Source organism: Confluentibacter sediminis, assembly GCF_003258355.1.
In the GTDB taxonomy this organism is placed as follows: Bacteria; Bacteroidota; Bacteroidia; order Flavobacteriales; family Flavobacteriaceae; genus Confluentibacter; species Confluentibacter sediminis.
In genome coordinates, this window is sequence record NZ_QKPO01000093.1 from 1 (window position 1) to 361 (window position 361).

Sequence of the window (361 nt, forward strand, 5' to 3'; positions counted from 1 at the left end):
AAAAAGAATTGTATAATTATATCAGGATTTATTTAATAACCTGTATAGTTATTTTAGGACGGGTCAAGTCCATATTTATTATGGACTTGTTATGGACTTATTATGGACTTGTTATGGACTTGTTCCCTAGAAAAGGTGAGGTTGAGGTGTCTTTGCATCACTCCATACCTAGAGGGTTTTATGATATGTTAATACCATCTCTATATAGCTTCGGTGGTGTTCGCCCATAGTTCCCATACCGTTGCCATAGCGTAGCCATAGCGTAGCCATAGCGTAAGTACGGGTGAACCCTATATTTGACCCGTCCTAAAATAACTATACAGGTTATTAAATAAATCCTGATATAATTATACAATTCTTT

General features: G+C 35.7%; 1 protein-coding gene. It reads left to right on the forward strand.

All coding sequences use genetic code 11. The features are described from left to right. Positions 1–230: hypothetical protein (locus DKT72_RS18330; RefSeq protein WP_162623387.1), on the forward strand; the 230-nt coding region annotated here is incomplete at its 5' end. Positions 231–361: the final 131 nt, after the last annotated feature.